Source organism: Mucilaginibacter sp. GW821-FHT07H05, assembly GCF_059418485.1.
In genome coordinates this window covers 171,136-197,765 of the sequence record NZ_JBWKPY010000002.1, presented here as the reverse complement: position 1 = coordinate 197,765, position 26,630 = coordinate 171,136, and the positions used below count along the sequence as shown (strand labels likewise).

Below are 26,630 nucleotides of genomic sequence, written 5' to 3'. Positions count from 1 at the left end.
AACTACATTTATCACTATGGTTTTGAATAAAATTTAATTGGTTTTGAAGTCTGTAATTTTACGTGCAGGTGTATTTCTGCTTGCGCTGATATCCTTTTTTTCCTCGTGCACTAAACCCGGTAAAACCAATATTCATGCTAAGCAATCGGTGTATATTGATTATAGCAAGGGCAAGTACACCCTTTACCGCAACGGCAAACCTTTTATTGTAAAAGGGGGCGCGGGTTATACCAACTTAAAAAAACTAAAAGAGGTAGGCGGCAATACCATACGCACCTGGGATACCTTAAATATTGACCGGATACTGAATGAGGCAAAAGATAACGGACTGGCCGTAATTATACAATTACCCATGCCTTATAACGACGACATGGAAGCTTTTTATAAAAAAGACAACCTGGTTGCAGCCCAATATAAAGCCTATAAGTCGCTGGTTAACAAATACAAAAACCACGAAGCGTTATTGAGCTGGTGCCTGGGTAACGAGCTTGCCTTCCCCATTAAGCCTAATTATAACAAGTTTTATAAGGTGTTTAACGCCCTGGTTGATATGATCCACCATGATGATCCTAACCATCCGGTTACCACCACCATGAATAACTTTCACCGGAAAGACCTTTTTAATATCAAACACCGCACAGATATCGATTTCCTTTCGTTTAATGTTTTTGGCGGACTCAGGACGTTGGGGGCCGAACTGGAGAGCTTTAGCTGGGCCTGGGACGGGCCGTTTTTAATAGCGGAATGGGGTATTGAAGGGCCCTGGCCGGGGCGCGATCAAACCGCCTGGGGCGCTTATATTGAAAGCCCAAGCAATAAAAAAGCCGAGCAATATTTATCTACCTATAAAAATTTTATGCCGGTAAAAAATCCCCGGTATTTGGGTGCCATGGTGTTTTATTGGGGGCAAAAGCAGGAATCTACACCTACCTGGTTTGGCCTGTTTGATGAAAAAGGCAACATGTCTGAAGGGGTGAATGTGATGCAGTATTTGTGGACGGGTACCGAAGCCACTCAACACGCACCCTCCATTAACTATATGCTTGTGGATGGCAAGGGTGCAAAGGATAATATTATTTATAAGCCCGATAGCATTGTAAATGCCCGGGTTTTTATGCTTAACGATGCCGGCAATAAAGACCTGCGGTTTGAATGGCAAATACAGCCCGAAGACTGGTTCAGGCTGCAGCATATCCATAACCTGAAACCCCTGAAGCCTTTAACCGATCTGATTGTTTCAACAAACGGGCCGTCGGTTACATTCCGTACCCCGTTAGTAGAGGGGCCTTACCGTGTTTTTGTTAAAGTGTATAATAAAAATGGCTATTTCGCTGCGTGTAACACGCCTTTTTATGTAGTGGAAGACCAATAATTAATATTGATGATAGCAACACCGACCAAAAAACAATTACTCAATCTGCGATTAATGATCTTGATCGGGATATGTTGTATGGCGTTTTTTTTATTCAGCTTATTTAACAAAACGGTAATTGGTTATCGCCCGCTCTACTATTTATTGGTTTTTACCTTCATATATACCTCGTTCAAAATCCTGTACGAGTGGTATCATTACTGGTCTATTATAGTCCCGGTTACTCCTGTTGCCCAAAAAACCTATACGGTTGATATTTTTACTACTTTTTGCAAAGGCGAGCCTTACGAAATGATTGTGGAAACGCTGGAGGCTATACAGGCTATAACCTATCCGCATCAAACCTATTTATGTGATGAGGCCGATGATCCTTATTTAAAGGATATCTGTAAAAAATTAGGCGTTAACCACGTAACACGTATCAAAAAAATTAACGCGAAAGCGGGTAATATCAACAATGCGCTAACCCAATCAAACGGTGAACTGTGCCTGGTGCTTGATCCCGACCATGTGCCACAGCCCGATTTCCTTGATCCCATTGTCGGGCATTTTAATAACCCCGAGGTTGGGTTTGTACAGGTAGTTCAGGCTTACTCAAACCAGGACCAGGGCTGGATAGCCAAGGGCGCGGCCCAGCAAACCTACCAGTTTTACGGCCCCATGATGATGACCATGAACGCCTATGGCACCGTGCAGGCCATTGGGGCAAACTGCACGTTCAGGCGCACGGCGTTAGAGTCGATAGGCGGCCATGCCGCGGGCCTGGCCGAAGACATGCATACCGCCATGCAACTGCACGCCAAAGGCTGGAAATCGGTATACGTGCCGGCCGTATTAGCAAGGGGACTGGTGCCGGCAACCATATCGGCTTATTATCAGCAGCAGCTAAAATGGTCGAGGGGGGTATTTGAGTTACTGGTTACCTCGTACGTTACTTTGTTCACCAAATTTAGCTGGCGGCAAAAACTGCATTACGGCCTTATTCCCTTGTTTTATTTATCGGGCTTTGTATTCCTCATCAACTTTTTAATTCCCATTGTTTCGCTGATTGCCGATGTGTATCCGCTTTATATGGATTTTTCGGCCTTTGCCATTATCAGTTTGCCTTTGGTTACCTCCATTATATTAATCAGGCATTATGTGCAGCGATGGGTCACGGAAGATGCCGAACGCGGCTTCCACGTAATTGGCGGGCTATTGCTGATTGGTACCTGGTGGGTTTTTATTGTGGGCTTTGTTTATACCATCATCCGTAAAAAAGTACCCTACATACCCACGCCTAAAGGTATTGAAGAAGAAAAGAACCTGAATATCAATCTCCCCAATATCTGCGTACTGGTGTTATCCATCATCGCCATTGTTTATGGTTTATATAACGATTGGAACCCCTTTACCTTTGTAATGGCCTGGATCTGCAGCATCAACTGCTTTTTTATGATTTTTATGCTGATGGCCAGCGAGCAGTTAAAATTCAGGTCGTACAGTAAGCGGCACAGGTATCTTTTTATAGTTGGCAATTACATCAGCCTGGTAAAAAGGCGTTTCTGGCTGTTCAGGCGCAGACTGTATTCGGGCATGCGGAGCGTCGGGCTTATGCTCATCGTGCTGATTATCAGTCTTAGCTACGTAGTTAACCGGTCGGACGATGATGTTGACCCAACTGTATATGTTGGCAAAAAGGACATCTTTTTGACAGGCCTGTTTGCGCCCGCGCAGGCCGATGACGGCCTTACGCCAATGGATACGGTAAAAGCTTATCAATCAAAATATAAGCTGCATTTTGATATCGTATCGTTTTATATCCCCTGGGGCGATGAACAGAAATGCTTTGTGCCGGTGGCGGATATGCAAAACGTTTATAAAAACAACTCGGTACCCATGATCTCCTGGGAGCCCTGGGAAACCTTGTTTGCAGGCGGACAGGCCGATAACGAAAAACATGTTTTTGCCAATATCGTAAAAGGGCGCTTTGATAATTATATCCAACGCTTCGCCCTGCAATTAAAAGCTTTGAACCGCCCGGTATTTCTACGTTTCGCACACGAGGCCGATAACCCTTTTTACCCCTGGTCGGCAACCGGCGGCAACACGCCTGAACAGTTTAAAGCCGCGTGGAAATATGTGCACGATGCCTTTATAACCCATAAAGCTTATAACGTAGTTTGGGTTTGGAACCCCTGGAAGCCTGAAGCTGCCGAGGCTTATTTCCCGGGTAAAAACTATGTAGATTGGATAGGCATTACCGGTTTAAATTATGGCCAATACAACCCTGATAAAAAATCATATTCTTTTGAAAAGTTGTATCGCCCATTCCATTTATTACCAGTGATGAAATTGGGCCTGCCGGTAATGATTGCCGAGCTGGGCAGCCTGCAGCAAAACGATAAACAGCAGAACTGGTTAAACAGCAGTGTTAAAATAATGAACAAAAACTTCCCCGAGATAAAGGGGATTGTGCTGTTTAATTCGGGCTTTGATAAAAACGTGCCCGATGGTTCGGGAGGGATCCTCAATTGGCGCGCCGCGCACCTGAAGGGCCTGGGGCAATTGCTAAACAAGCAGGCTAAAACAAAACAGGTGATACCGGCTAAGCCTGCCTTGCCTGTTACAGCCGCGGTAAATCATTTGCCAGGCAAAAACACTTTTAACTCGGTGCATGGGGTGCTGTATACCAAAGGGCAAAATTGGTATGGTAATACTTACGCGCTCACTAAAAAGATTATCACCGCCGACTTTATTAATATAAAAAAGGTGGGTATTAACACCATCAGGTTATATGGCCCTAATGTGTATGACCGTACCACGCTTGAATTAGCGGCAAAACTGGGTTTAAAGATCCACTATAGCTTTTGGGTGCCCGACCCTAATAATTTTATAGATGATGCATCGTACCTGGATAAGCTTGCCGATAAAATAAAGAAAACGGTTAAAAAGAATAAAAACAACAAACAAATTGTTGCCTGGAATATTGGCAACTGTACCCTGCAACAATTAGCCGATTATTATTACAAACCCGACTTGTTTTACCGGCAGCAGGCCTATATGGGCTGGTTAAAAAAATTAATAGCTGATATCAAAACTATTGACCCGGAAAGAATGGTTACTGTTGATGTACTGATATCGCCTACGCTGAAAGAAACCGTTGCCATGCTGCATGATGCCGTGCCGCAAATAGACTCGTATGGCCTGATCCTGGAGAGGAGCCTGAAAGATACCGCGCAGATCCATCAATTAGATCAGCCTTATTATTTCAGTAATGTTGACGCGCAGCAGTATTTTAAATTAAAGCATAACAATGCCGGGGTGTTTATTGGTAACTGGCAGGATCAGCAAACCGCATCAACCGTAACCTTTAACGGCTTAAAAGATATATGGGGCCGCAATAAGCCCGAGTTTTACCAGGTAGTGAACCATTGGCGTGGAAATGTGGCTTATAACCACCTGCCGCAGATAAAAATATTGCGCCCGGCAGTGACTACAATACCTGGACAAACCTTGCCTTATTTTGCCCTGATAAACCAAAAGAATAACTGGCATTTGGCGCAATACATGCAGACAGATCTCAATTTTGAATGGTACCAGGTACGTACCGATGGGTGGGGTAACCCCATAGCTATTAACCTGGTAGGCAAGGGCGCAGCCTTAAACTATACGGTGCCTGGTTACCCTGGTTATTACCGGCTATACCTGATAGGTACAAAGGGTAACGATATTACAACCGCGTTTTCCATATTAAATATCCCGCTAAAATGATATCGACGGCAAAAGGCAAAAGATCGGGACTATATGTCATTATCTGCATCCTGGTAGTGGTGTTAACCGGGGCTTATATCAAAGGGCAGCCCTATATCCGGTCGGTTTTTTATAACGATTATTATGAAAGATTGACCGAGCCGGTAGTAGGCATTTATGACAGGGAGCACCCGGCTGTTTCCTTAGCGCCGGTTAACCTGGCGCATTGTACCGTAGTTTGGAAAAGTACGGCAATCAGCTTCGACAAAAAATTACTGACCGAAGAATTAAAGAAAGGCAATACCCTGATAACGGTTGAAGTCTGGCTAAAAAAATACTTTGGAGGCGAGGAGACAAGAAACGTTTTATACGAGACCATAAAAGGAAAATTTGATAGCGATATTGAGAGCCTGGGTAAAGTAATAGCCAACAGCCAGCACCAGGTATACGTACGCTGGAACCCCGATATGGATGTGCCGGCCTACCAATACCCATGGCAGTTGCAGGGGCCCGAAATGTATATCCAGGCATTTAATTATGTAGCCGTAAAGCTTAAGCATGTGGCCCCCCGTGTAAAAATAGTATGGGGTCCCTCCGGTTTCCCCGGCGATACGGAATACTGGCCCGGACCGGCCAATGTAGACTATGCAAGTATTACCCTGGGGAGTGTTTCTGAAAAAAGCACCGACGCCTACAAATTTAACCCCAATGTGCCCGAACTGCTGCGGTTGAAACTGCACCGCATGCGTTTTATAAATAAGCCGGTACTCATCATTGGTTCTCCTGCTGCTAATGCCGGTAATTTTTACCGCGATTTGCTTACCTGGGAGTATGCTTACATGGATAAGTACAAAACCACCGTTTATTCGCCGCAAAATTATAGCGACAGCGCGGCGGTTAAAGCCGAAAGGACCGGTTTTGTCATAGGCGTTTTTGACCCCGCCAGGCGCTTGCTTCATGATCCGAACGTATCGGTAGAGCACATGTTTGTTGATTTGGGCGAGGTAGAACGCGGAGAATTTAAACTGCGGTTTGATTCTGTTTTAGCCCGTCACCATGATGTGATCGTAACCATGGAACCCTGGAAAGATGTAGGTAATCAACCCGACTCCAACGCGCTGCAAAGCACGCTGGATGGCCGGTATGATGCCCGGATAAAGAAGTTATACAGCATTATCTCTGATTGCGGGCAAACGGTTTACCTGCGCTGGGCGCATGAAATGGAGATCCCTATCCACCGTTATGCCTGGCAAAGTAAGGACCCGGTAACCTATATTAACGCTTTCAGGTATTTTATGCTGTTTGATAAAGGGCATGCAAAAAACATACGTAGGGTTTGGGGCCCGGCGGGCGACCGCGGATCGGCAGACTGGTGGCCGGGCAGCGATGTGGTTGATTTTATAAGCGTTGCCATTTATGGCCTGCCCGATAAAAACATTACCGACCCTAATAAGCAGGAGCCCTTCAGCACCATATTTAAACGCAAATATTACCGCATGCGCTTTTTAAACAGACCATTATTTGTAACCGAAATAGGCGTAAAAGGCCCCGAAGATTATCAAAGGAATTGGCTGAAAGGGGCTGCCGAAACCCTTAAAGCTAACAAGCATGTTTTTGGCGTATGTTACTTTAACCTGTACGATAACCCCAAAGCCTGGGGAGGCATTAAAGCGCCCGATTGGAGCATATCACCCCAAAACATGAAGATCTTTTCGGGTTATTTTAAAGATACCGGCAAGCAGGAATAAATTAAATAGCTGTATAGTTTAGTTATGCCGTACTGTAACCGTTAATCAATCGTTATAAAAGGCGTTTACGGGATAGGGTAAATACAATATATTTGTGCAATGCCCTTGCGGGCTAATTCATTAAAAACTACATGAAGAAGTTATATATTTTAAGCCTCGGCATAATCACCCTGCTGGCTTTTGGCTGTGGGGATAAAGATAAAGGCGGGCAAGGCATTACCATCAGTCCCGAGATGGGTAAAACCTATAATGCCGGGCAACCGGTGAGTGTAAAGCTGAATTATCCATCGGATATCAAACCCGATTCTATTGTTTACGAGTTAGATTCGGTGCGGTTTGCTTCGGCTAAGGATTCGGCAACGGTGGTGTTAAAAACGGATAGCCTGCACCTGGGCTCGCGCCTTATCACCGCCAAAATATACCAGGGCGGCAAAAGCATAGATATTGCTACCAACTTTATGTTGTTAGCGGCAAAACCGCCCGAAGAATTGAAATTTGTACTGGAAAAAACATTCCCGCATGATACCGCCAGTTATACCGAAGGTTTGGTGTACCAGGACGGCATACTTTACGAAAGCGATGGTGGCCGCGCGGGCGAATCTACCGGGCAAAGCAGCCTGCGTAAGGTGGACCTGCAAACCGGCAAAATCCTGAAAGCCGTAAACGGCGATCCAAAAGTTTTTAATGAGGGCATTGCGATAGTAGGCGATAAGCTGATTATGATGACCTATACCGAAAGGATAGGGTATGTGTACGATAAAAACACGCTTAAGCTCCTGAGCACTTTCACCAATAACGTAGGCAAGGAAGGCTGGGGCATGTGCTTTGACGGCAAACAACTATATCTTGACGATAGTACCAACCGCATCTGGTTCCTGAATAAGGATACCTACAAGGCACAGGGCTATATTGATGTATGCGACGATAAGGAGCAGAAAATGGAGATCAATGAGCTGGAAATGATTGACGGCAAGCTATACGCCAACGTTTATCAGAAGAACGATATCCTGGTGATAGACCCTAAAACCGGCGCCGTACTGCAGCATGTGGACATGACTGACCTGTGGCCGTTAAAAGACCGCCCGGCTGATTTTGACAGCAGCGATAAGGTATTCAACGGCATAGCCTGGGATGCCGCCGGCAAACGCCTTTTTGTAACCGGCAAAAAATGGCCGCATTTGTACCAGGTAAAGCTGGTGAAAAAGTAGGAGACCTTTTTCAGTTTGAAGTACAGGGCCTCATGTTGAGCTTATTGAACCTTGGTGGGCAGGACCTATACACGCACCCTTCGATAATCCGAAATGGCATAGTCTATATTTGTTTTTTATGACCAAAAAACTCCTTCGCCAGCAATACCTTGCCAAACGCCGGCAATTAACGATGGAGGAATATGATGCGCTTAATCACCAGATCCTGCAACAATTTCAGCAGCTGGATCTGTCCCATGTCCGCTGTATTCACCTGTTCCTTCCCATCCGCGAAAAGCGTGAACCGGATACTTACCTGATCTGCGACTGGTTAAAGGCTAATCATCCCGATATTAAAATAGTGTTCCCCAAAACAAACTTCGGGACCTTAGCTATGGAAAGTTATGCCGATGATGATTCCCTGCAATTAGCTAATAACAAATATGGTATCCCCGAACCGGTAACCGGTAATATGGTTGATGTAAAAGAGGTAGACCTGGTGCTGCTGCCCTTATTGATTTTTGATACGCTTGGCTACCGTGTTGGCTATGGTAAAGGCTTCTACGACCGCTTTACAGCCTTGTGCAAACCGGGCACACAGTTTATCGGCCTATCGTTTTTTGAACCGGTGCCGGCAATTGAAGACGTAAATGAATATGATGTTTGGATGCACGCCTGCTTAACGCCGGAGAAAAAATGGACCTGGCAGAGAGGCTAAACGTTAATTAGCAACGGCCCAGCTACCCTGCATTTTAAAACATACCACACCGTTAGCGCTCAGGCTGCCGGTAACCTGCAAGTCCGCTTCTATCTGTTTATAGTTTAATTTTAGATCCAGTTCATCAACCATGCGAGGATCAACCGGGGCAATGAATTTCAGGTGATCGGCTTTTTTTAATTGATAGTCTATATTGAGCGCATTGTTCAAAACCTCCTTAACCATTTGCAGCATACAAGCGCCCGGCACTACAGGCTGCCCGGGGAAATGCCCGCCGAAGATAGCGTGATCCATATTCAGCTGCAGCGTTACCGCGATGGTATGATCCTGGTGATTGGTGGATATGATGTGGTAAAAATGATCTTTCAGCATGGTACAGATTTAACAGGCCGAAACCAGCATCAGCGAGTGATATTTATTTTGATAGCGGTTATAGATCAGCACTTTTTTAGGCGCTTTTACATTCATAGCTTCTTCCAATAAAACAGCAGGGACCGTTTGCCGATAGATCATATTAGCCGCCAGCCATAACGCGAAGGATGATGAGGTTTGATACTCGCCGCACAGGTGTTTGTAGTTAGCGCAGGTAGTGTTGCTGAATAAGCCTGTTTTTAATTGATCGTATGGTCCATCATTATTAATATCCCCATTTTTACCGATGATTACCAGGTCGATATCGGCTATAGCCAAACCCTGCTCTTTTAAAAAGGCGGTGATGGTATCGCTGATATCCAGCGTAGTATCGGGCTTGTAAAAGAATTTCAGGCTGGATAACTCCGCCATGCAGTCTGTACCAGGCTCATTGCTCAGCACAAAAAATGCCGCGCCCTCTCCGCCTATGGTCCCTTTTGATTTTTCCTGATAGAGTGAAAGATTTGATACCGGCCCTCTTTTGTATAAGCCCAGGCGGGTAAGCACCGTAAAACTGGTATCAATCATTTCATCAATGCCGCCTACCAAAACGTTGGCGGCCTCGCCTTCATTCAGCAGCATTAGGGCATCCAGCAGGGCGTTCTCAAACGATACGCCTTTATGTACAAAGGTGTTGTTGTAATTGTGGCATTTCAGCATCAGCGCTATCTGCGCGGCAACCGTGTTATGGGTAGATTGGATGAAAGCCGTAGGCGGCAGCATTTCTTCCTGCATTTCAATAATACGGGTGAGGAAGGTCACCGTATCTTCCATAATCCCGAAGGCCGTGCCGGTAATAATGGCATCAGGCTGATCAACCCCGGCCTGCTTCAAACTTTCCATAGCCGCGGCTACCCCCATTTTAATCACGTGGCTCATCCGGCGGATCAGTTTCGGGTCGATATAGGCCTTATAATCGGGTTCAATCGCTTTTAGCCGTGTGGTTTGATATGCCACCACATCAGTTAAAAAGTCCTGATCGCCAAAGGTATTTTGGGCGGATATGCTGGCTGCTGAACGGATATACGCCTTCATCATACTTTCGAAAATATTAACGAGGTGCAGTTACCGCCAAAGCCAAACGAGTTAGACATGACATGATCTGTTTGTTGTTCTTCCATAAAATGTGTTACCGGCCCAACGGGCAGCTCTTCCATTTGTGTTTGAAAGCGCAGGTTTGGATAGATGATGCCATGCTTAACGGCCAGTGCCGAAAACACAGCCTCGATGCCCCCGCTGGCCCCCAGCGTATGCCCGGTGAAAGATTTAGTAGAGCTCATAGCCGGATAATGCGGATCAAATAACCGCCGGATAGCCGTACCCTCGGCGCTATCATTATTAGGTGTACCTGTGCCATGTACATTAATGTAATCAATATCTCCGGGCTGTAAACCTGCCTTTTTTAAAGCCCCCTGCATAGCCATGTACGATCCGGTACCTTCTGGCGATGAGGCTGTTTGATGATATGCATCGTTACTGTTGTTATAGCCGCTTAGCCGGCAATATGGCTGCTTGTTTAGAGTCTTGGCAACTTGTTCTGATACCAGTACCACATAACCCGCGCCTTCGCCTAAATTAAGTCCGCCCCGGTTTTGGTCGAAGGGTTTGCAAAACTCCTTATCCAAAATCATTAAGGTATTAAAACCGTTCAGCGTGAACTTGGTCAACGCATCGGCGCCGCCGGCAATCACCACATCCAGCAAACCATTACGAATCAATCTCGCGCCGTAGAATACCGCGTTAGCCGATGAAGAACAGGCGGTGCTAAGGGTGGTCATAAAATCGGTAATCCCCAACTCATTTGCCACAGCTTCGGTAATGCTGCCGCACTCGTGATCGTACACATTCCGGAGTTTGCCCTTGTTGTTATCCTTTAAAAACCGGATAAAAAAATCTTCGCTACGGTCCATACCACCTACGGTATTGGCTGACACAAAACCAAGGCGCAGGGAGGTAAGGTTTGGGATCTCCGCATCAGTCAAAGCCTCGCGGGCAGCTAATAAACTTAATAGCGTGGTGCGACTGGCATCCAGCGGCATTCCGGCTTTTTCGGCCAACTCGTGGTTAGTCATTTTTACCTCGGCTACGGGTATTATACCCCGGTGCACCGATTCAAAATGGGTAATGTCGCCCATCCCCGCAGCCTCGTTTTTAAACGCGGCCAGATGCTCCTGCACATTGTTACCAATGGCGGATATCACTCCTAAGCCTGCTATGTAAATGGGTGCGTTCATTTTATATTTTTTCTTGTCATTCTGAACGTAGTGAAGAATCTAACGCCAATGCATTAATGTGTGCTTTGCAAACTGTAGATTCTTCGCTATCGCTTAGAATGACAAGTGTTTTTTAATTTATATACTCTATGGAAAACGCGAAAGCGTCTTCCTTTTTAACTTTCTCCACCAAAAATAATTTAGCCTCGTATTCCTGCCCCAACACATCTACCCAACCGCAAATGCAGGCCTGCAAAATGTTTTTATCCAGTAAATAATCAACCTGCTGCTTTATAAATGCGGTATCAAATTTCGGTTGTACAAAAAAAGCATTTTCTCCCTTAAAATGATGCCGGATACAAATTTCTCCGGCAACAATATTTGGCAGCGTATATACAAACAGCGATGGACTGGGCACATCCTTCATACTGTCGTAGTATTTCAGGTCCATATCCAGGCTGCTGTTGGCGTTGGCCAAAACCGTGCCTACCTGCTCGGGATGGTAATACGTTTTATCCAGGTCTTTCAGTAAAACTTCAGCCGCCAGCCAGCCCAGTTTGCTTAGGTTATCCATTTTATAAAACTTGGCGTAGCCGGGCTGCAAATACTGGTAAACAGACAGCAGGAAATCGTCCAAAGAGCCTGTCTCGCCTGCAAATACCTGTTCCCCGTTATGGTAAACCCGGTTGTTGCTGATGCGGCAAGTGCTGGTGATATATTTTGCGGCTGCCATCTTCTATTTACTAAATATCATTGCTGCATTGCATCCCCCAAAACCCGATGCCGTTTTCAGCGCGTGTTTGATTGGCTTTTCTGTCAGCCTGGTACAAATATTAATGGGTTTACTTACCCCGTTTTCCTCAAATCCTAAACTTGGGAAAATGATGCCATCCTTAATAGCATGTATGGCGATGATCGATTCAATGATTCCCGCCGCGCCTAAGGTATGGCCGTAATAACCCTTTAAACTATTAGCCGGCACATCCTGCAAGCCGGCATGATGGATGGCATTGGCCTCCATTTCGTCGTTATAATTGGTGGCTGTTCCGTGTGCTGAAATATAATCAACATCGTGCGCGGTGATGCCCGCATCCAGCAAGGCTTTTTTTATAGCAAAAGCCAACTCCTCTCCTGTACGGGACGGGCCTGAAATATGGTTGGCATCGTTACTGATAGCGCCGCTGTGCACTTTAACATCATGATCGCTTTGCTTATGGGCAGACAAAATCACTGTGGCGGCCCCTTCGCCCAGGTTTAAACCGGTTCGGTGTTTATCAAATGGCTTACAAGCTGTACTGCTTAGGGCTTGAAATGACTGGAAACCTGATAGCACAAATTTTGATACTACATCGGCCCCGGCAATTACCGCGTTTTCATATTGCCCCGATTGCAGCAGGCGCATGCCGGTTAGCATAGCCATCACGCCCGATATACAGGCGTTGGATATCACAATGGGCTGGTTCGCAAATCCAAAATAATCGGCCACTAATTGTGCCGAGGTATGCAAGGCCATACGGGTATTTAAAGCCTCGGTATGCTCTTCTGTTTCCAGCAAACTGATATTGCCCTTTGTAGAAGAAATAATTAATACTGTTTTTTCGCTTAGGTAACCCGTTCCCAATCTACTTAATGTATCTTTTATTGATAAAATCAATAGGTTTTCAAACTTTGTATAGTTTTTATCTATTTCAATAAAATTAGCTTCAAATAATGCTGCTGCGATAGGGTCGGGTGTAATATCTATATTAGTATGGTGCTTTACGCCGGAGATGCCCAGCTTTAACGAATCCATATTTTCGGCAGTAGTACGGCCAATTGGCGACAGGATATTATCGGCAACAATAAAAACTTCGGGAATACTACCGGGGTTGTTGACTATCATCTCTCGCGCTGCTATTCGTCCGCATTTAAAAAAACTTTCATTTCGCAGCGTGCGGCCAATTCATGATTACACCACACACTCCCCGCAATAACGCTTACGTTGAAGATTTGGTTTTCGATCTTTATCTCAGTCAATAAATCCTGACCAACCTGTGGCAAAAAGAATACCTCGAAATCCTTCACCGCGCCGATATAGCCACCTGCAATGGGCTTGTTTGCTATCTTAGCCAAATAACCTACCCGTGCCGCCGCTGTTTGCGCGATGTTTTCCATCAGGCCGCCTTCGCTGAAAAAACCGTTATCCACCATACAATTATCTGCCGCTATGGTAAAGGTACTGCGGGTCAGCAACTCGTCCGACCAGGTAAGCTGCCCTGCCATTACAAAAGGCGGTGCCTGCGGTATCAGTTCTAAAATATTTTGCGGGGCTAATTGCATAGCTACAGGATCAGGAATATAAACCACCATTAACCGATAGTACCTGCCCGGTGATGTACCCTGCCTCGGGCGCGGCCAAAAAGCCGGCAGCAAAGGCTACTTCTTCCGGCGTACCGAAACGCTTGGTAGGGATCAGGCCGCGCAACTCTTTTTCATCCAGGCCTTCGGTCATATCGGTTTTAATAAAACCGGGGGCCAATGCGTTTACAGTAATGCCCTGCCGACCAACTTCCTGCGCTAAAGCTTTGGTAGCGCCAATAACGCCCGACTTGGCAGCCGAATAATTAGCCTGACCGGCCAGGCCCTTTAATCCCGAAAGGGAAACCACGTTAATAATGCGGCCGTACTTGCGCTGCAGCATACTGTTCAGCACCAGGCGGGTGACGTAAAAGAAACTGTCTAAATTGGTTTTGATCACATTCTCCCATTGCTCCTCGGCCATCCAGGCCATCAGGCTATCATCGCGGATACCCGCGTTGTTCACCAAAACATCAATATGATAGTCTTCGTTAGTGGTGATCCAGTTGCCCAGCACATAGCCAATGTTATCCTTATCGGCTACGTCAAAAGGTAGCAATTCGCCATTACCGCCATTTTCGCGGATGAGCGATAATGTCTTTTCGGCCTCGGTAATATTGCTTTTATAATTAATGAGCACATAATAACCCATAGCTGCCATTTTTATACAAATAGCACGGCCTATGCCCCTTGATCCACCGGTGATTAACGCGCACTTCATGATATTAGAACGGGATAATCAAATCAGTATTTTCCAGGTATTCCTTCACTCGCTTGGCATCCTTGTATTTAGGCAGGTCTTCCACAAATTTAGGGAAGATAGCCCTGACAGCCACATAAACCCCGTGCGATGCAGAGGATAGTTTATCCTGGCATTCCAGGTAATCAATCGCTTGTAAAATGGTCATCAGCTGGATACTGAGTACCTCGAACGAGTTATCGATCACCTTTTTAGCAATCAACGCCGCGTTGGTACCCATGCTTACAATATCCTGGTTATCGTTATTATTAGGGATGCTGTGCACATACATCGGGAACGATAGCGTTTGGTTCTCGGCCACGGTTGAGGTGGCGGTGAATTGCATGCCCTGCATCCCAAAGTTAAAGCCTAAAATACCCAGATTTACAAACGGTGGGAATTTCTGGTTCAGCTTACTGTTTAGCAGGTAGTTCAATTGGCGCTCGGCTAACATGGATAGTTTGGTGATCGCTATTTTCAGCTTATCCATCTCCAGGGATACATAATCGCCATGGAAGTTGCCACCGTGGAAGATGTTCTCATTTTCATGATCTATCACCGGGTTATCGTTCACCGAGTTCAATTCGTTCACCACAACTTCCTGCGTGTATTGTATGGTATCGTATATCGGCCCTAAAACCTGGGTAACGCAGCGCAGCGAATAATATTCCTGCACCTTGTCTTCAAATACTTCCTGGTCGAGGTTATCGGGATTATATAAATGCTCGGAGCGGTCGCGGATCATTTTACTGTCCTTCAGCACCTCGCGCATCATAGCGGCAATTTTATTTTGGCCTTTATGATGTTTAACCACATTCAGCTCAAACGAGTAATGGTCGTCAAAAGCCTGCACCACCTCGTTGATCATGGCCGACAGCATTACCGACCAGCTCAATAGTTTACGGGCACGGATGATATTCACCATCCCAATCCCCGTCATAGCCGATGTACCGTTAATAATGGCTAACCCTTCGCGGATATGGATACTGAGCGGCTTAATATTAAAGCGGTTAAAGATCTCCATGGTAGGATGGATACCATCCTCAAACATCACTTCGCCTTCGCCTATCAGCACCAGGCCTAAATGGGCCAGCTGCACCAGGTCGCCGCTGGCGCCTACGCCGCCATGCTCAAAAACGCAGGGGTTAATGTTATGATTAATAAGTGCGGTCAGCAGTTCAATCACATCGGTATGTACGCCCGAATAGGCCTGTATAAAACTATTCAGCCGGGCAATCATCAGGGCCTTCACCAGTTGCGGAGCCATCAAATTACCACTACCCGAGGCATGGCTGCGGATAAGGTTATACTGCAATTGCAGGATATTATCCTCGCTCACCTTGTATTGTGCCATGGGCCCAAAACCGGTGTTGATACCATAGATCAGTTTATTGGACGAGAACTTTTTAAGGAAGTTATAATTAACATCAACCTTATCCAGCGCGGCCTTATCTACGGCTACATCCTGATGGTTAAATATAATTTCGGCAAAATCATTTAGAGAAAGCGCACTTTGTCCAATAAGTATCATGGGCAAAAATTAGTTTTTATTATAGATGATTAACAAGGCGTTAAAAGTAGGAAAATTAAACCAATTAGTCCCTGCCATTATGCCGATATCGGTTACGTTTAAGCCGGAAGGTATTTGTAGTACTCCGGCTTTTTCAATAGCTTTATGTGAATCATCAACACATATGTACCGATACTTGTTTGTAGTCCTGCTATTATTACTTTTTGCCGGCGCTTGCAAGCATAAGCAACAGAGCGCCGGTAGTTCTCAAATTAAGAAAGCCTTAAAAGTGGCACGAGTGGAGGAGAAATATATCGATACAACTGTTATGTTATTTACCGATACTTCATACCGATTGCAATTGAGATTCTTTAATCCCGATTTTAAGGATTCGGCCCCGAACACTACCCTGGTTTTTTCATACAAGCATAAAATAATTATGAAAGAACAGTTGGCTTGCATGTTTCTCATTGTTGATCTGAAAGATATGAATAATGATGGCATTAAAGACCTACTGGTGTTGAATTACAGTAGCGCCCGATCAAACGAGGGGTTTTACCTTTATATAGCAGACAGCACAAATAAAAAGTTAAATAAGGTAAATGGATTTGAAAAAGTGCTAAACCCGGTACTTGATACTGCGAATAACATTATAGCTTCATTTGCCTTGTGGGGTGGTAGCGAAAGCTGTTCTTTTTATAGGATCGACCGTCAAAACAAGCTGGTAAATTTAGGGTATGGCTTTGACCATCTGGTAGACGAGGATAAACTATACAATCGGTCTATCAATCGGATCGTTAAAAAATGGGGGCGCAAATAGTTGTGACCTTCCATTTTGTCAATGACCTTTCGTTTTAACCCTCCCCTTCTGGAAGAGCCGGTAAGGGCCTCTTATCCACAAACTTAACCGCTTTCCGCCCCGCTTCCGGGAATTGGATCTTAACCATCTCCTCTGCCGTTAAATATTTAATATGCGGACTAACCCTTAACCGGGCCTGCAAATAAGCACGGATCCGATGGTCGCATTCCTCGCTGGTATCTGATGGGACTAAATAGAGCTGCACCTGATCGAGGCCGATCTCGTTCGAATAGATCTCTACCACAAAATCCAGGATCTCCTCGCGCTCGTTCAGGATATCGAAAAGGGCTGGGGGGTAAAGTGTAGTACCCTTAAATTTAATCATCTGCTTTTTACGGCCAATAAGAGGCGACAAGCGCAAACTCGTGCGGCCGCAGGTGCAGGGTTCATCTATATGAGTGCAGATATCGCCCGTTTTATAACGCAGCAACGGCATACCCTCTACACCCAAAGTGGTAATGGTTACCTCGCCGGGGGTATGGGGTGGGACGGGCTGATTGTTCTCGTCCAGCAATTCCACAATAACCAGTTCGGGTTGATGGTGGCCGCCGTTCCCTGCTGTGCATTCGGTAAAAGCCGTTTGCATTTCGGTAGACGCATAGGTGCTGAACAATTGGATATTCCATTCCTCGGTGATCTTTTTGCCGAGCATGTTGAGCGAGAAATCGGTATTACGGATATTCTCGCCAATGCATATCGCTTTTTTAACCGAAGTGCTGTTCATATCGATCCCATTGGCTTTAGCAAAGCCAATGAGTTTTAAGATGAACGACGGCACCGCTACAATAGCCGTAGGTTTTAACCTTTGGATGGTTTCCCATTGCAGCGATGGTACACCCGGCCCCAAGCGGATAATACCCGCACCCATTTTACGGATGCCCGAATAATAGGCTATGCCGGCCATAAACTGCCTGTCTAAGGTCAGCATCAACTGGTAAATATCTGCGGCCGATCCATCAGCGCACATAAACGAATTATACTCGTTTTGCGCCAGGCGCAACAGGTCGTTCTCCGTAAGCGGGATGGTGACCGGGCTGCCTAAGGTGCCCGATGTAGATGTATACTCAATGATCTTACCCGGCGGTACGCACAAAAAATCGTTATTACGTTGCTGCAAGTCGTCCTTTTCGGTGGTGGGCAGCAGGGTTAAATCCTGCAGGGTTTTTATGGTGGAGATATCAATACCGTGTTTGCCAAACAATTCCTGATAAAAAGGGGAATTTTTGGAAAGGTATAGCAGCAGGTCCTGTAATTTCTGTTCCTGCATGGTAGTAATTTGGTCCCGGGAAACGTTATCGGTAAATGCCATTATTTTTCGATGATGACCACGGCCGATGCCATGGCTTTTAAGTGCGTTAACGAAACCTGGATATTTTTCAATTTCAGCTTCTTGATAGTTGTTGCTGTTAAACCCAAAAAGTTGATCTGTGGTTTGCCATTAGGCAAATTAATTATTTCCACCTCGTTAAAGGCCGTGCCGTCCAGCCAGCCGGTGCCCAGGGCTTTAAAAAAAGCCTCCTTAGCGGCATAGCGGGCGGCATAGTGTTCAAAGCGGTTGGCTTTGGGCTGACAGTAAGCAATTTCATGCTCCGAAAATACCAGCTCCCGAAAGCCGCTTTCCTTTTTCATGCTGTCCTTTACCCGGTCAACTTCAATCATATCTATGCCTACACCTGTTACCATTTCTGTTTTGTTATGACTCCAAATCTAATAAAAAGCGGGAGAATTGAGGATATGTTGTAGGCAGGCTTCTTGATAGACTATTACTCTTGCGGGGGGGCAAAACAATCCCGTCATTCCTATGTTGATAACTTATCAACTCATTTAACCTCAATTAAAAAATGAAGATCACCAAAATAATTGTAGCGGCGCTGGTTATGTTAACAACCACCGCGTCGGTAAATGCAGAGGTTACGGAAGTAACCGCCCCTGCCGAAGTAACGTATGTACAATTGCCGCCACCGCCGCCTCATCCGCCGCGCCCGCGTATTACAGTACGTCGCCCGGTAGCGCACCGCAGGGTAGTACACCGCCGCCGTCGCCCGGCTATTACGTTGCCGCATATCAAGCTGCCACGTCATCCCGGCCCGCCACCTGCACCGCCAAGGCCGTAATAAGCCCCATGTCATTGCGAGCGGTAGCGTGGCAATCTCGTAGTTTGATTTGCACACTACGAGATTGCCACGTCGCTACGCTCCTCGCAATGACAATATATAATAAACAACAAACGCCCCGGATTTCCGGGGCGTTTGTTGTTTAACTTATTTCATACGCACATCTGCATATCCGCACATTTGCACATCCATTCCCCCTTCAGGGGGTTAGGGGGACTTATGCCGCCAGCACTTTATTATACTTATTCCTATACTCCACCGGCGATAGGCCGGTCACCTTTTTAAATATGGTACGGAAGGCTTTGGTATCGGTATAGCCAACATCATACATTACTTCGTTAATGTTTTTACGGCTGCTTTCGAAGCTTTTTTTGGCGGCCTCCATTTTTACACGCTGGATATATTCGGTAACCGTATTGCTGGTAGCGTGTTTAAAACGGCGCTCTAAACTGCGGCGGCCAAGCGCCAGCATATCTGCCAGTTGGTCTACCGTTATCTTATCGGCAAAATTGCTTTCAATAAACTCCTGCGCTTTTTTCACCGGCGCGTCCTCGTGCGCTTTTTGCCCCTGGAAGATGATAAAGGGCGACTGGCTGATGCGGTCGATATCGATCATAAATAGTTTAGAGATAAGGATGGCGATATCGCGACCGGCAAATTTCTCCACCAGGTATACCAGCAGGTTCAGATACGAGTAAGCCCCGCCGCTGGTATAAATGCCGTCGTCTTCGGTCATAATCTTATCGTCAACCAAATTCACATCAGGAAACATCTGCCTGAATTGCGAAGCTAAGGACCAATGTGTGGCCGCCTGCTTGCCCTTTAACAAACCCGTGCCGGCCAGAAAGAACGCGCCAACACAAAGACTGGCCACTTCGGCGCCGTTATGGTATTGCTCCACTATCCATGGGGCAAACGCCTGGTTGTTTGCTAAAGCTTCGGCTATATCGCCATGCATAGCCGGGATGATGATCAGGTCGGTTTTATGCACTTCGCTTAGCAGCACATCGGGTTCGATAGTGAAAAGGCCGTTGCGCTGCACCGTTTGTTTGTTTAATCCAACCAACTGGATGTTAAACAATGGCGCGCGGCCCATGTCGGCCATAAAGGTATTTACCTGTGCTAATATCTGATGACTGCCATCAATATTAGGCAAGCTGGTGTGCCCCAGCGGTACAAGGATGGATACATGCTTCATAACGCTAAAGTAAAAAACAATTGTCGCATTTACCTCCTGATATTGCCGTATTTACACCCTTTTTTAACCGGGTGTTTACACTAAGTTTGTATTGTTCAAGAGTTTATAGATATGGAACTGTATAAATTGAAGCATGATATCAAGGTGTTTTACGTAGAAGCAAAATCCTTCCCAAAAGGTATCAGGGATGCTTTTGACAGCCTGAATAAGGTTACAAACCTGGAGGGGCGGCACATCTTCGGCATCTCCAAACCGGGGAAAGACGGGGCAATCCGCTACCGGGCTGCCGCTTCAGAGAACTTTGACGGCGAGGGGACGCAATTAGGCTGCCCTACCTTCCATATTCAAAAAGGGGTATACCTGGGCGAAATCTTAGCCGACTGGCAAGAGAACGAAATGATGATCATGAGCATATTTAACCGGCTGGTAGCCGATAAGCGGCTGGACGGCTCGGCGCATTGCATAGAGTGGTATAAAGGCTCGAAAGAATTGCTTTGCATGGTATTAATGCAGGCCGATAAGGTAAGCAGCGAAACGGAAGAATTAACATTATAAATCATAACTTACATAAACCAAAACATGATGAGCACACTAAGTCCTTACATTAGCTTTAACGGCCAGTGCCGCGAAGCAATGACCTTTTACAAAAATTGCCTTGGCGGCGAACTTACATTAATGGAAGTTGGCGGATCGCCGATGGAGGCACATGTAAGCGGCCCGAAAGACCAGATCTACCATTCGGAATTACGCGCGGGTACGTTTTCTATTATGGGTACCGATTTTACAGACCCTAATGGCGGTTATACCAAAGGCACTAACGTGTCACTGGCCTTTGCCTGCAGCAGCGAGGAAGATATTAAAAAGTTTTATAACAACCTGGCCGAAGGCGGTACCATTGTTATGCCCTTAGGCAAAACTTTTTGGGCCGATCTTTTTGGTGGTGTAATAGATAAATACGGTATTAACTGGATGTTTAACTATGATAAGAACGATAAGCGGTAATCCATTAAAAATCACGCAAAACAATGAAACCTAAAACAATTAAAACTACGTACTGGGTGCTTGTTAGCATCCTGTGCCTGTTCACTATTATGGATGCCTTTGGCGGTATTACCAAACAAAAAGCGGGCGTAGATGCTTTAAACCACCTGGGTTACCCCACTTATATTATGCCCTTGTTCGGGGTGCTGAAACTGCTTGGCGTTGTGGCCCTGCTGCAAACCAAATATGCGGGTATTAAGGAGTGGGTATTTGCCGGCTTATCTTTTACTTTTATAGGCGCCCTGGTATCGCACATTTGCGCGCACGACCCCGTTAGCATTACCATATTGCCTGTTATATTTTTGGCTTATGTGTTTGTCACTTATTATTTCTGGAACAAATACGAAGCACTGAAAAATATTGCATCAAATCAATCACCTAAAAATATCGTATCATGAAAAAGATTAACATCATTTATTGGATCTCAACCATCCTGATTTGCCTGGTGATGGGTGCCGGCGGCGTTATGGACGCCATGGCCACTCCCGAAGCTGTTAAAATGGTTCACGACCAATTAGGTTACCCGGTATATTTTGTACCGTTTATTGGCGTAGCTAAAGTATTAGGCACCATTGCTATATTGGCTCCCGGCTTCCCTAAATTAAAGGAATGGGCTTACGCCGGCTTCACTTTCGATTTGATTGGCGCTACCTATTCGGGGATGGCCATTGGCGCTACCGTAGTGCAATCGTTACCTATGCTGGCATTCTTCGCGCTGCTGGCGGTATCTTACATCTATCACCATAAAAGGCTGGCTGCAAAACAGGCTGTTTAATCATCACCATTAAAAAATATAGTCATGAGCATATTAGTTATCATCCTTATTATTATCGGCGCCTTGTTAGCCGTATTGTTTATCGCGGCAGCGCTATCGTCCGACGATTATTCGGTTGAGGCCGATGTTGTGATCAACAAACCTGTTGCTACAGTATTTGATTACGTTAAGTATTTAGACAACCAGTCCCATTATAATATATGGGTAATGAAAGACCCCAACGTACGCAAGGAATTTAAGGGCACCGATGGCACCGTTGGCTTCTTTTATGCCTGGGCCAGCGATAATAAGCAGGTAGGCAAAGGCGAGCAAACCATTACGGGCATTACCGAAAATAAACGGGTTGATTACGGCCTGCGGTTCATTGAGCCCTTCCAGGCCGAGTCTGAATCGTACATTGAAACCGAAGGACTTACCAATGGGCAAACCAAAGTTACCTGGGTATTTAAGGGTAAGCGCAACTTTATAATGAAGGTAATGCACGTGGCCATGAACATAAAAAAAATGCTGGGTAAGGATTTGGCGGCCAGTTTAAATAATTTAAAGGGCGTGCTTGAAAAAAGCTGAATATGACCGACGTGGAGAAAGTGAACGCCTATATGGCCGCAATAGAGCATCCGCTAAAAACGGAGATAGAAGCCCTGCGCGATATTATTAAAAACGCCAGCAGCAAAATTGCGGAACGCGTGAAATGGAACGCGCCCAGCTATTATTACCGGTATGATATGGCAGCCTTTAACCTGCGGAACCAAAAGTTTGTCCATTTGATTATGGTATTCCCTAAGGGTACTACTATAAACGATAGCACCGGCCTGCTGGAAGCCGACCATAAAGACAGGCGCGAGCTTAAGTTTTATAATATGGCCGATGTACTGGCCAAGCAACCGGCGCTTGAAAAAATAATAAATGCCTGGGTAAAATGTGTAGACGAAACCCCGCAGGGCAACGCTTATATATTCAATAGCTAAATGATAGAAGTTTTTAAAACAGATGTACAACAACCGGGAACAGCCAATTTGCTGATAGCAAAGCTATTGTTGCTGTTCCCGGGAAGCCGGATAAACTTCGATCTGGAAGATTGCGACCGCGTATTGCGTGTGGAAGGCGAAAACATCTGTTACGAAAAAATAGCTCAGTTACTTAAAGCCAGCGGATATTGTTGCGAGATTTTGGTGTGATACGCGATTAAGTCATCCCGAACTTGTTTCGGTACCCCATATTAAAAGTAAAAAGACTTGCATGGTTACCTTGCAAATGAGGTGCTGAAACAAGTTCAGCATAACTTAATATTTGATGCCTGACTACACTAAGCTTTGTGCCCTCTGTGAAAAATCTTTGCGTACTTTGTGGTTAAATTAGCCACATTCCCTATTTTGCACTCATGATGCAAGTACGCCGCGCCACCTTAAATGATATCCCTAAAATTATGCAGCTCATAACCGAAGTTGTACCGCTAATGCAGGCAGCCGGTAACTTCCAGTGGGATAGTACTTACCCCAACCCGCAGGTTTTTACCGAAGATATTGGCCTTAACCAGCTTTGGGTAGCCGATATGGATGGCGATATAGGCGGCGTAGCCGCCATAACAACCGACCAATATGCCGAATACGCGCAAGCCGGTTTAGATACCGCCCAAACCGCAATAGTGGTGCACCGGCTGGCGGTTAGTCCGCGGTACCAGGGCCGGGGTATTGCACGCGCGTTAATGCAGGAAGCCGAGGCCGAGGCTTTGCGCCGTGGCATCCATATCATGCGTATCGATACCAATATTGAAAACCAGATGGCCCAGCAACTTTTCCCTAAGCTGGGGTACGTATTTGCCGGCGAAATAGGGCTGGAATTTCGCCCCGGATTACGGTTTGTTTGTTATGAAAAAGTACTATAGCGAAACTATCTTTCAAACACCACCGAATCAGGATCAGCGCCCAGCTCTTTTAACGTGGTGGTAATTTGCGCTACCATTTCATCGGGCCCGCAAACATAAAAAGGTTTGGTAAAATCCTTTACATGTTTAGTTAAGTATGCTTTATCTATACGCCCGGTGTCGTATTTACTATTTTGCTCGCTGCTTAAAATGTATTGGGCATTTTTACCCAGCATGGCATCCAGCTCATCGTGATAAATAATATCCGCTTCGGTTTTATTTGCAAAAAAAAGCTGGTTGGTACGCAGTTTACGGTCTTTATGCAAATGCCTTAGTATGGCTATAAAAGGAGTAATGCCCGCGCCGCCTGCTATAAAATAACCGTCTGTTTTATATTGGATAGCGCCCCAAACGTCCCGTAATATCAATTCGTCGCCAATATTTAACTGGTGTAATTGCTTAGTTACGCCGTTATGATCATCATACCCTTTAATGGTAAACTCAAGGTAGGGCCACTGGTTAAGGCTGGTAAATGTAAAAGGCCTTTTCTCATCTTTCCATCCCGGTAAATTAATAGATACTTCGGTAGCTTGCCCCGGTTCAAAATGATAGCCTTCCGGCTTTTCTACCCTAAATGATTTTACATCATGGGTAACACTTTTAATACCGAGTATCTTAACAATATTTTCCATAGGGTATATGCTTGCAGGAGGCACCATTTAAAAACAACGTAATATATAAGATAAATCAGGTACATTTTGTTTTATATGCAGCTATTCGGTAAAAAATGTGGTTATAACATATCTATCCCAATATAAGCCCTCGAAAAACAAAGCTGTTTAAACCCTATTTATTATCATTGCATTGATTTAACGCTGATTATAATGGATATAAAAGTAATAGCCTTTGATGCCGACGATACGCTTTGGGTGAACGAACCTTATTTTAGACGTACCGAAGAGGCCTTTTGCGAATTGATGAGCGGTTACCTGTCTCAGCATGATCTGGAACGCGAACTGCTGAAGATTGAGATAGGCAACCTGCCGCTATATGGTTATGGCGTAAAGGGCTTTGTATTATCTATGATAGAAACTGCCATGTCCGTATCCGACAAAACCATCGGTATTGACATTGTTGACCGGATATTACAGTTAGGCAAAGCCCTGCTTGATGAGCCCATTGAGTTACTGGCCGGCGTGGAAGAAGTGCTGACCGCGTTAAAAGGCAGGTACCGCCTGGTAGTAGCTACCAAGGGCGATTTGCTTGACCAGGAGCGCAAGTTGCGCAAATCGGGCCTGAGCCATTATTTTCATCATATCGAGATCATGTCTGAAAAAGATGACGCCAATTACCTTAAACTACTGCGCCATCTGGATATACAACCGCAGGAATTGTTAATGGTAGGCAATTCGCTAAAATCGGATGTGTTACCTGTGCTGAGTATTGGCGGCTATGCGGTGCATGTGCCCTACCACATAACCTGGGCACACGAGCATGTAGATCATACCATTGAAAGCGAAAGGTTTAAAAGCGTGGAAAGCATTAAACACGTGCTGGAAATGCTTTAGGATCTCTTGAAATATAATCCACAATACATGCAGTGGCCCCTGTATGCCCGGCTATATATTGCTTTATTGTATCGGCTGCAAACGCCCGGTATCCGGCATCATTCATCAGCAGGGCGGCCGCTTTTTTCAAATCTTCGGGTGTATCAATACTGATACCCGCTTTCAATTCGATCAACTCCCGCGCTTCCCTGAATTTTTGATAATTGGGCCCGAAAATAACAGGTAACCCAAAAGCCGCCGCTTCAAGCGTGTTATGTATGCCGGCACCAAAGCCACCGCCAATGTAAGCTACTTCGCCATATTGATACAGGGATGATAGCATCCCGATGTTATCGATAACCAGGATCCTTAAGTTAGAGATGTGAGACGTGAGATTTGAGATTTGAGAGAACCGTGCACTTTCATTTGGTGGTAATAATGCCATTAAACGGTTGATCTTATCCTCGTCTATTTCATGCGGGGCGATAATAAACTTCCAATCCGCGTACAGGCTAATCAAACCGGCCAGCAGTTCTTCGTCCTTTGGCCAGGTGCTGCCTGCTATAAATACTTTTTGGCCCGATTTAAACTGGGCAATTACAGGCAATTCCTTAGGCTGCCGGGCATTGGCCCAAACACGGTCGAACCGCGTATCGCCGCTTATAGTTACCTGGCCGGTATTTAAATTTTGCAATAATTGTTCTGATGCTTTATCCTGCACAAAAAAGTGGCTTACCATACCCAGCATTTTGCGGTGCAGACCTCCATACCATTTAAAAAACACCTGTCCCGGACGAAATATACCCGATATGATATACAAAGGGATCTGTCGCTTGTTCAATTCATTAAAAAAATGATACCAGTATTCATACTTGGTAAATATGGCCATTTCGGGTTGCAGGGTATCAATAAAGCGGCAGGCGTTAGCGGCGGTATCCAGCGGCAAATAATAAACCGCATCGGCTAATGGCGTGTTTTTTCTGATCTCATAACCCGAAGGAGAAAAGAAGGTAACCACAACAGGTTTGTCGGGATATTTTATTTTTAAAGCCTCCAGCACCGGGCGGCCTTGTTCAAACTCGCCCAGCGATGCAAAGTGAAACCAGATACAGCCTTTGTGCGGTTTTATTACCTGCTTTTTGCGCCCATTTATCCATAAAGCCGCTTTTTTATTAAAAAAAGAAGCCAGGAAAATTAAAGCATAATAAAACCTGATAACTATAGTATACGTAAACAACATTTAGTGCGAAATTACTATCTTCGCC

The 26,630-nt window shown here is 45.5% G+C and carries 29 protein-coding genes; 16 read left to right on the top strand and 13 right to left on the bottom strand.

Annotation, left to right across the window (positions count from 1 at the left end; all coding sequences use genetic code 11):
- Positions 1-43: 43 nt before the first annotated feature.
- The 5 genes from AC07M6_RS04895 (at position 44) to AC07M6_RS04875 (ending at position 8,757) form a co-directional block, all read left to right on the top strand.
- A complete protein-coding gene (locus AC07M6_RS04895) occupies positions 44-1,372 on the top strand; it encodes a glycoside hydrolase family 2 TIM barrel-domain containing protein (protein WP_494887804.1) in 1,329 nt (442 codons plus the stop codon).
- A gap of 78 nt (positions 1,373-1,450) precedes the next feature.
- On the top strand, positions 1,451-5,125 hold the full coding sequence (locus AC07M6_RS04890) for a glycosyltransferase family 2 protein (RefSeq protein ID WP_494887803.1): 3,675 nt from the start codon (positions 1,451-1,453) through the stop codon (positions 5,123-5,125).
- The gene (locus AC07M6_RS04885) at positions 5,122-6,852 is read left to right on the top strand and encodes a glycoside hydrolase family 26 protein (protein ID WP_494887802.1); all 1,731 of its coding nucleotides are present in this window, start codon (positions 5,122-5,124) and stop codon (positions 6,850-6,852) included. The genes AC07M6_RS04890 and AC07M6_RS04885 overlap by 4 nt, the downstream gene beginning before the upstream one ends.
- A gap of 131 nt (positions 6,853-6,983) precedes the next feature.
- Positions 6,984-8,060, top strand: a complete 1,077-nt coding sequence (locus AC07M6_RS04880; RefSeq protein ID WP_494887801.1) for a glutaminyl-peptide cyclotransferase — start codon at positions 6,984-6,986, stop codon at positions 8,058-8,060.
- Between the two features lie 118 nt (positions 8,061-8,178).
- Entirely contained in the window at positions 8,179-8,757 is a 579-nt protein-coding gene (locus AC07M6_RS04875; protein WP_494887800.1) for a 5-formyltetrahydrofolate cyclo-ligase, read from the top strand.
- Positions 8,758-8,760: 3 nt separating this feature from the next.
- On the opposite strand, the gene AC07M6_RS04870 is transcribed toward AC07M6_RS04875, so the two are convergent.
- The 8 genes from AC07M6_RS04870 to flxA form a co-directional block, all read right to left on the bottom strand.
- The gene (locus AC07M6_RS04870; RefSeq protein ID WP_494887799.1) at positions 8,761-9,129 is read right to left on the bottom strand and encodes an ApeI family dehydratase; all 369 of its coding nucleotides are present in this window, start codon (positions 9,127-9,129) and stop codon (positions 8,761-8,763) included.
- A gap of 9 nt (positions 9,130-9,138) precedes the next feature.
- The gene (locus AC07M6_RS04865) at positions 9,139-10,206 is read right to left on the bottom strand and encodes a beta-ketoacyl synthase chain length factor (protein ID WP_494887798.1); all 1,068 of its coding nucleotides are present in this window, start codon (positions 10,204-10,206) and stop codon (positions 9,139-9,141) included.
- On the bottom strand, positions 10,203-11,402 hold the full coding sequence (locus AC07M6_RS04860; protein ID WP_494887797.1) for a beta-ketoacyl-[acyl-carrier-protein] synthase family protein: 1,200 nt from the start codon (positions 11,400-11,402) through the stop codon (positions 10,203-10,205). The genes AC07M6_RS04865 and AC07M6_RS04860 overlap by 4 nt, the downstream gene beginning before the upstream one ends.
- A 112-nt stretch (positions 11,403-11,514) precedes the next feature.
- Positions 11,515-12,114, bottom strand: coding sequence for a hypothetical protein (locus AC07M6_RS04855; RefSeq protein ID WP_494887796.1), 600 nt, complete (start codon positions 12,112-12,114; stop codon positions 11,515-11,517).
- Between the two features lie 3 nt (positions 12,115-12,117).
- Entirely contained in the window at positions 12,118-13,263 is a 1,146-nt protein-coding gene (locus AC07M6_RS04850) for a beta-ketoacyl-[acyl-carrier-protein] synthase family protein (RefSeq protein ID WP_494887795.1), read from the bottom strand.
- Positions 13,264-13,274: 11 nt separating this feature from the next.
- Positions 13,275-13,730: a hotdog family protein gene (locus AC07M6_RS04845; protein WP_494887794.1), complete on the bottom strand. Its 456-nt coding sequence runs from the start codon at positions 13,728-13,730 to the stop codon at positions 13,275-13,277.
- On the bottom strand, positions 13,711-14,439 hold the full coding sequence (flxB, locus tag AC07M6_RS04840) for a flexirubin biosynthesis SDR family reductase FlxB (protein WP_494887793.1): 729 nt from the start codon (positions 14,437-14,439) through the stop codon (positions 13,711-13,713). The genes AC07M6_RS04845 and flxB overlap by 20 nt, the downstream gene beginning before the upstream one ends.
- Before the next feature lie 4 nt (positions 14,440-14,443).
- On the bottom strand, positions 14,444-15,988 hold the full coding sequence (gene flxA / locus AC07M6_RS04835; protein WP_494887792.1) for a flexirubin biosynthesis tyrosine ammonia-lyase FlxA: 1,545 nt from the start codon (positions 15,986-15,988) through the stop codon (positions 14,444-14,446).
- A gap of 25 nt (positions 15,989-16,013) precedes the next feature.
- Here flxA and AC07M6_RS04830 point away from each other — a divergent pair, with 25 nt between their 5' ends.
- Complete coding sequence (locus AC07M6_RS04830) at positions 16,014-16,787, top strand: XAC2610-related protein (RefSeq protein WP_494887791.1); 774 nt, start codon at positions 16,014-16,016, stop codon at positions 16,785-16,787.
- A gap of 34 nt (positions 16,788-16,821) precedes the next feature.
- Here AC07M6_RS04830 and flxY read toward each other — a convergent pair whose 3' ends face one another.
- Both flxY and acpS read right to left on the bottom strand, forming a co-directional pair.
- The gene (flxY, locus tag AC07M6_RS04825; RefSeq protein ID WP_494887790.1) at positions 16,822-18,135 is read right to left on the bottom strand and encodes a flexirubin biosynthesis putative acyl-CoA ligase FlxY; all 1,314 of its coding nucleotides are present in this window, start codon (positions 18,133-18,135) and stop codon (positions 16,822-16,824) included.
- A complete protein-coding gene (gene acpS / locus AC07M6_RS04820; RefSeq protein ID WP_494887789.1) occupies positions 18,135-18,509 on the bottom strand; it encodes a holo-ACP synthase in 375 nt (124 codons plus the stop codon). Before acpS ends, flxY begins: the two co-directional genes overlap by 1 nt.
- A 158-nt stretch (positions 18,510-18,667) precedes the next feature.
- On the opposite strand from acpS, the gene AC07M6_RS04815 reads away from it, so the two are divergent.
- Positions 18,668-18,940 (top strand): hypothetical protein, encoded by a 273-nt coding sequence (locus AC07M6_RS04815; protein WP_494887788.1) that lies wholly within the window; start codon positions 18,668-18,670, stop codon positions 18,938-18,940.
- Positions 18,941-19,157: 217 nt separating this feature from the next.
- Here the strand turns inward: AC07M6_RS04815 and AC07M6_RS04810 are convergent, their stop codons facing one another.
- Entirely contained in the window at positions 19,158-20,138 is a 981-nt protein-coding gene (locus tag AC07M6_RS04810) for a GlxA family transcriptional regulator (RefSeq protein ID WP_494887787.1), read from the bottom strand.
- 111 nt (positions 20,139-20,249) lie between these two features.
- Here AC07M6_RS04810 and AC07M6_RS04805 point away from each other — a divergent pair, with 111 nt between their 5' ends.
- The 8 genes from AC07M6_RS04805 to AC07M6_RS04770 all read left to right on the top strand — a co-directional run bounded on the left by AC07M6_RS04805 (position 20,250) and on the right by AC07M6_RS04770 (position 23,839).
- Positions 20,250-20,693 carry a hypothetical protein gene (locus AC07M6_RS04805; protein WP_494887786.1) on the top strand — a complete coding sequence of 148 codons (444 nt, stop codon included), beginning with the start codon at positions 20,250-20,252 and terminating at the stop codon, positions 20,691-20,693.
- 24 nt (positions 20,694-20,717) lie between these two features.
- Complete coding sequence (locus AC07M6_RS04800; RefSeq protein ID WP_494887785.1) at positions 20,718-21,140, top strand: VOC family protein; 423 nt, start codon at positions 20,718-20,720, stop codon at positions 21,138-21,140.
- 23 nt (positions 21,141-21,163) lie between these two features.
- Positions 21,164-21,577 (top strand): DoxX family protein, encoded by a 414-nt coding sequence (locus AC07M6_RS04795; protein WP_494887784.1) that lies wholly within the window; start codon positions 21,164-21,166, stop codon positions 21,575-21,577.
- Positions 21,574-21,954, top strand: a complete 381-nt coding sequence (locus AC07M6_RS04790; RefSeq protein WP_494887783.1) for a DoxX family protein — start codon at positions 21,574-21,576, stop codon at positions 21,952-21,954. The genes AC07M6_RS04795 and AC07M6_RS04790 overlap by 4 nt, the downstream gene beginning before the upstream one ends.
- Positions 21,955-21,978: 24 nt before the next feature.
- The gene (locus tag AC07M6_RS04785) at positions 21,979-22,521 is read left to right on the top strand and encodes an SRPBCC family protein (RefSeq protein ID WP_494887782.1); all 543 of its coding nucleotides are present in this window, start codon (positions 21,979-21,981) and stop codon (positions 22,519-22,521) included.
- Between the two features lie 2 nt (positions 22,522-22,523).
- Entirely contained in the window at positions 22,524-22,922 is a 399-nt protein-coding gene (locus AC07M6_RS04780; RefSeq protein WP_494887781.1) for a DUF1801 domain-containing protein, read from the top strand.
- The gene (locus AC07M6_RS04775) at positions 22,923-23,132 is read left to right on the top strand and encodes a hypothetical protein (protein WP_494887780.1); all 210 of its coding nucleotides are present in this window, start codon (positions 22,923-22,925) and stop codon (positions 23,130-23,132) included.
- A 203-nt stretch (positions 23,133-23,335) separates the two neighbouring features.
- The gene (locus AC07M6_RS04770; protein WP_494887779.1) at positions 23,336-23,839 is read left to right on the top strand and encodes a GNAT family N-acetyltransferase; all 504 of its coding nucleotides are present in this window, start codon (positions 23,336-23,338) and stop codon (positions 23,837-23,839) included.
- A 5-nt stretch (positions 23,840-23,844) separates the two neighbouring features.
- Here AC07M6_RS04770 and AC07M6_RS04765 read toward each other — a convergent pair whose 3' ends face one another.
- Positions 23,845-24,510: an FAD-binding oxidoreductase gene (locus AC07M6_RS04765; RefSeq protein WP_494887778.1), complete on the bottom strand. Its 666-nt coding sequence runs from the start codon at positions 24,508-24,510 to the stop codon at positions 23,845-23,847.
- Between the two features lie 192 nt (positions 24,511-24,702).
- Between AC07M6_RS04765 and AC07M6_RS04760 the strand changes: the two genes are divergently transcribed.
- Positions 24,703-25,386 (top strand): HAD family hydrolase, encoded by a 684-nt coding sequence (locus AC07M6_RS04760; protein ID WP_494887777.1) that lies wholly within the window; start codon positions 24,703-24,705, stop codon positions 25,384-25,386.
- Here the strand turns inward: AC07M6_RS04760 and AC07M6_RS04755 are convergent.
- A complete protein-coding gene (locus AC07M6_RS04755) occupies positions 25,361-26,605 on the bottom strand; it encodes a 3-deoxy-D-manno-octulosonic acid transferase (protein ID WP_494887776.1) in 1,245 nt (414 codons plus the stop codon). The two genes, AC07M6_RS04760 and AC07M6_RS04755, sit on opposite strands and share 26 nt — an antisense overlap.
- Between the last annotated feature and the right edge of the window lie 25 nt (positions 26,606-26,630).